This is a genomic window from Ruegeria sp. BHSC223, from assembly GCF_059613025.1.
Genome location: NZ_JBXWRR010000032.1, coordinates 1 through 4569, shown reverse-complemented (window position 1 = coordinate 4569; position 4569 = coordinate 1). Strand labels below are relative to the sequence as shown.

3 protein-coding genes and 1 pseudogene are annotated in these 4569 nt (G+C 63.7%); 2 read left to right on the top strand and 2 right to left on the bottom strand.

What is annotated here, in order from left to right:
• Together AC2FNY_RS20920 and AC2FNY_RS20915 are read left to right on the top strand one after the other, a co-directional pair.
• Positions 1-1163 (top strand): hypothetical protein (locus AC2FNY_RS20920; protein WP_496803641.1); only part of this gene is annotated, 1163 nt, incomplete at its 5' end.
• Positions 1164-1173: 10 nt separating this feature from the next.
• Positions 1174-2661: a heme biosynthesis protein HemY gene (locus AC2FNY_RS20915; RefSeq protein ID WP_496803640.1), complete on the top strand. Its 1488-nt coding sequence runs from the start codon at positions 1174-1176 to the stop codon at positions 2659-2661.
• A 33-nt stretch (positions 2662-2694) separates the two neighbouring features.
• On the opposite strand, the gene AC2FNY_RS20910 is transcribed toward AC2FNY_RS20915, so the two are convergent.
• Positions 2695-4302 carry a GMC family oxidoreductase N-terminal domain-containing protein gene (locus AC2FNY_RS20910; protein ID WP_234165193.1) on the bottom strand — a complete coding sequence of 536 codons (1608 nt, stop codon included), beginning with the start codon at positions 4300-4302 and terminating at the stop codon, positions 2695-2697.
• 147 nt (positions 4303-4449) lie between these two features.
• Positions 4450-4569 (bottom strand): annotated as a pseudogene (locus AC2FNY_RS20905) (S-(hydroxymethyl)glutathione dehydrogenase); the annotation flags it as partial.

Genomic DNA, 4569 nt, shown 5'->3' with positions numbered 1-4569 from the left:
CCGAAGCCGAAGCCGAAGCCGAAGCCGAAGCCGAAGCCGAAGCCGAAGCCGAAGCCGAAGCCGAAGCCGAAGCCGAAGCCGAAGCCGAAGCCGAAGCCGAAGCCGAAGCCGAAGCTACCCACGCGCCCGAGCATGACCCACAGCCTGCGCCACAGGCCGACGCGCGTCGTGGTGGTTTCGCCCCGGCGCTGATCGGTGGCGTTGTCGCGGCAGTGCTGGGCTTTCTGGCCGGACGTGCCGACCTGATCGACCCTCTGCTGCCGCCAGGCCTGCGCGCATCAGACGGCGCCGAGGCTATCGCTGCGCTTCAATCGAAACTTGATCAGCAGCAGGCAGCGCTGAGTGCCTTGAAATCCGATCTCGGCAAGATCGAAATGCCCGATATCTCGGGCCTGTCCGCACAACTGGGCGATCTCTCCGCGCAACTTGCACCGCTTGCCTCCACTGCCAAGGATCTGACCACCCGTACCGATAGCCAAGCTCAGGACCTGACGGCGCTGGCTTCCCGCCTGTCCGAGATCGAAACCCGCCCGGTGGCCGAAGGCGCCTCGCCCGAGGTGGTTGCCGCCTACGAGGCCGAACTGGCCCGCACGCGCGAGGCGCTGGCGGCGCAACGTGCCGAGGTCGAACAGATGGTGGCCGATGCGCAGGCGCTGAAGGCAACCGCCGCCGCCGATGCGCAACTGGCCGCCAATCGCGGTGCTCTGGCGCAACTGCGTGGCCAGCTTGAGGCCGGTGCACCCTATGCCGAACCGCTGGCGGCGCTGACCGCTGCCGGGCTCGACATCCCCGCGGCATTGTCCGGCCCGGCCGCCGACGGAGTCGCCTCGCTGGCTGTGTTGCGTGACACCTTCCCGCCCGCCGCCCGGGCCGCGCTCGCCGACCTGCGGGAAACGACCAAGGGAACCGGTCTTCTTGCCTTCCTGGAACGCCAGACCGGCGCCCGCTCGGTCACGCCCCGCGCAGGAGACGACCCCGACGCGGTACTGTCGCGGGCCGAGGCGGCGGTGACCTCTGGCGATCTGGCATCGGCGCTTGATCTTGTCGCGGGCTTGCCCGAGACGGCGCAGGCGGCCCTTGCTGACTGGGTTGCCCAGGCCAGCAGCCGCCACCAAGCGATTGCGGCAGCGGATACGCTGGCGCAAAGCCTGAACTCGAACTGAAGGACAGCCCATGCTGTGGTCATTGCTCAAGATCCTGGTTTTCGTCGCGATCATCGCATTGCTGGCACTGGGCGCCGGTTTCCTGATGGAGGCAAGCGGCGGTGTTCAGATCACCGTCGCAGGCACCGAATACACGCTGGGACCGCTGCAATCGGTGATCGGGTTCGGGCTGCTGGTGGTGGCGGTCTGGCTGTTCTTCAAGCTTTTGACGCTGCTCATCGCCGCGCTGAAATTCCTCAATGGTGATGAAACTGCCCTGTCGCGCTATTTCGACCGGGGGCGTGAACGACGCGGTTATCAGGCGCTGACCGAAGGGTTGATGGCGCTGGCCTCGGGCGAGGGGCGTCTTGCCATGTCCAAGGCCGCGCGCGCCGAGAAGCTGTTGCAGAAACCCGAATTGACCAATCTGCTGGTGGCGCAGGCGGCCGAGATGACCGGTGATACCAAGAAGGCGGCCGAAACCTATCGCAAGCTGGTCACCGATCAGAGCACCCGTTTTGTCGGGGTGCGCGGGATCATGAAGCAGAAGCTGGCCGAGGGCGATGACGAGACCGCCCGCAAGCTGGCCGAAAAGGCGCTGGCACTGAAACCCCGCCACGAAGAAACCCAGGACGTGCTGCTGACGCTGCAGACGCGGGCGCAGGACTGGGCCGGCGCGCGGGCAACTCTGACCTCGAAGCTGAAGACGGGCACGCTGCCGCGAGACGTGTACAAGCGCCGCGATGCGGTGCTGGCGCTGTCGGAGGCACGCGATTTGTTGTCCGAGACTGCAAGTATCGACCAACAGGAACGCGCCATCGAGGCCAACCGCCTGTCCCCCGACCTGATCCCGGCGGCGGCCATGGCTGCGCGCGCCCATATCGCCAAGGGCAAACCAAAGAATGCGGCCAAGATTCTGACCAAGGCCTGGCAGGTACAGCCGCATCCCGATCTGGCCCATGCCTTTGCCGAGATCGCGCCGGACGAGACCCCCGCCGCGCGGATCAAACGCTTTGGCGCCTTGGCCAAGGCACATCCGCAGCATGCCGAAACCCGTCTGATGATGGCCGAACTGAACATCGTCGCCGAGGATTTCCCCGAGGCGCGCCGGGCGCTGGGCGATCTGCTGGAACACGCCCCCGATGCGCGCGCCTATACGCTGATGGCCGCGATCGAGCGGGGCGAGGGCGCCTCGGACGCGGTGGTGCAGGGCTGGCTGGCGCGCGCGTTGACCGCGCCGCGTGGGCCGCAATGGGTTTGCGATAACTGCCAGCATATCCATGCCGCATGGGCGCCGGTCTGTGTCCATTGCAACAGCTTTGACACGCTCAGCTGGCGGGCACCGCAGGTCACCGATACGAGCGCTGTGACCACTGCGAACATGCTGCCTCTGATCGTCGGCGCGATCGAACAGCGCTCTAATGAGGCAGACGAGGTCGACGCCGAGTCCGATCAGGAGGAGGTTGAAGATGCGGTGGAGGCTCCTGACGAAGAAACGGAGGAGCCGCTATCACGTTGACCTCGGGCCGAGGGGTCCAAATGGTTCCGGCCACTACTTCGTATCTTCCAATATCAACGCCGCTCCCCGCGCGGCCAGCATCATCACCGGCGCGTTGGTGTTGCCGGACGTGATATTGGGAAACGCCGACGCATCTGCGACGCGCAGCCCTGTTATACCATGCACCCGCAGACTTGAATCTAGAACCGAATTGGAGGGATCGGTACCCATTCGGCACGTACAAGTCGGGTGAAAGACGGTGCTGGCGCGTGAGCGAAAATTCTCTAGCATCTCCTCGTCCGACATAGATACGATATCGGGGGTCAGCCTGTCTTGCGTTACTGCGCGGATCGCGGGTGTTTGCGCAAGGCTGCGCAAGATGTGGCTGGCTCGGACTGCCAATTGGCGGTCGGCTTCGGTGGCTAGAGAATTCGGCTGGATCTCAGGCGCGGTGTCTGGATTGGCCGAGGCTATTCGAATATGACCCCGGCTGGTCGGGCGGCACGGCTGTGCGCAGAGCAGGAAACCCGGTTCAGGGTCGATTCCGGTATTCCCCAGGGTATCCGTTACATAGGACATCGGGTTGCAATAAATCTGTATATCCGCCGTCGGGATACTTTCGTGCGACCGAACGAAGCCGCTGATCTGGTTTACCGGCAGGCTGAGTGGCCCCTTACGGGTCAGAAGGTATTGCAACCCGGCGACCATCTGTCCCCGCCAGCTCCCAAGCCGGTTGTTCAGCGTTTCCGCGTTCGCACGGTAGTAATGTGAGAGGCCAAGATGATCCTGCAACCCCTGACCGACCTGCTGGAGATCGTGTACGATTTTGATCCCATGCTGCTTCAGAAGGTGTGCCGGGCCGATTCCGGACAGCTGCAAGAGTTGCGGAGAGTTTATTGCGCCCGCAGACAGGATAACCTCGCGTCGGGCGTGTACGGTTGTGATAGCGCCACCTTGGCGGTAACGAACGCCAGTAGCGCGCGCGCCTTCCAGCAGAACCCGCTCGACCAACGCAGCTGAGACCAACCGCAGATTTCCCCGTTTAAGAGCGGGCCTCAGAAAGGCATCCGCGGCCGACCATCGGCGTCCTGCGCGTAAGGTTCCGCGCAGCCGGGTCATCCCTTCGGCATCGCTCCCATTCAAGTTTGGGGATATGGCCCAGCCCATCTGTCGCGCTGCTGAAAGGAAATGCTCGGAAAACGGGTGCATTCGTGTACCGACATCGCTGACGACAAGCGGCCCGTTTCCGATGTCGCCCTCTGGTCCGGTCTGCGTTTCGATCTCCTCGTAGGTGCGGCGCACGTTATCCCAATTCCAGCCCTTGGCACCGGCCCGCTCCCAATCGTCAAAATCCTGCGGCAGGCCACGCAGATAGGCCATCGCATTGATCGAACTCGATCCACCGACTACCCGGCCCCGGGGCCAATACGCCCTGCGCCCGTTCAGGCCCGGGTCGGGCTGAGCCATGTAGCGCCAGTTCACACGCGCGTCGTTGAAGGTCTTTCCATATCCAAGCGGCACCTTGATCCAGAACCGCCGGTCGCTGCCGCCAGCCTCTATCAGCAGAACCTTGTGGCGGCCCGATGCGGACAGCCGGTCAGCCAGAACACAGCCCGCCGATCCGGCGCCGACAATAATATAGTCGAAAATGTCCAAGGGCATCTGAGCCGACCCGTTCCTGTCTTGTGCATCCAGCTCTTGATCTGGTCGCACGGAAAGATCGGCAACTCAAACAACGCCTTTTGACCCTGAGGCATCAATGTCGTTGCAAGTTTCGCCCGGCGCCCGTTTCCGGGCGCCGGGTTGGTTTCAGTATATCACGACCGAGCGGATGCTTTCGCCCGCGTGCATCAGGTCGAAGCCCTTGTTGATCTCGTCCAGGCTCAGCGTGTGGGTGATCATCGGGTCGATCTCGATCTTGCCGTCCAT

Excerpts from the sequence above, each read along its gene's own strand:
- AC2FNY_RS20915 (WP_496803640.1), top strand. The coding sequence starts at position 1,174 with ATGCTGTGGTCATTGCTCAAGATCCTGGTTTTCGTCGCGATCATCGCA.
- AC2FNY_RS20910 (WP_234165193.1), bottom strand. The coding sequence starts at position 4,302 with ATGCCCTTGGACATTTTCGACTATATTATTGTCGGCGCCGGATCGGCG.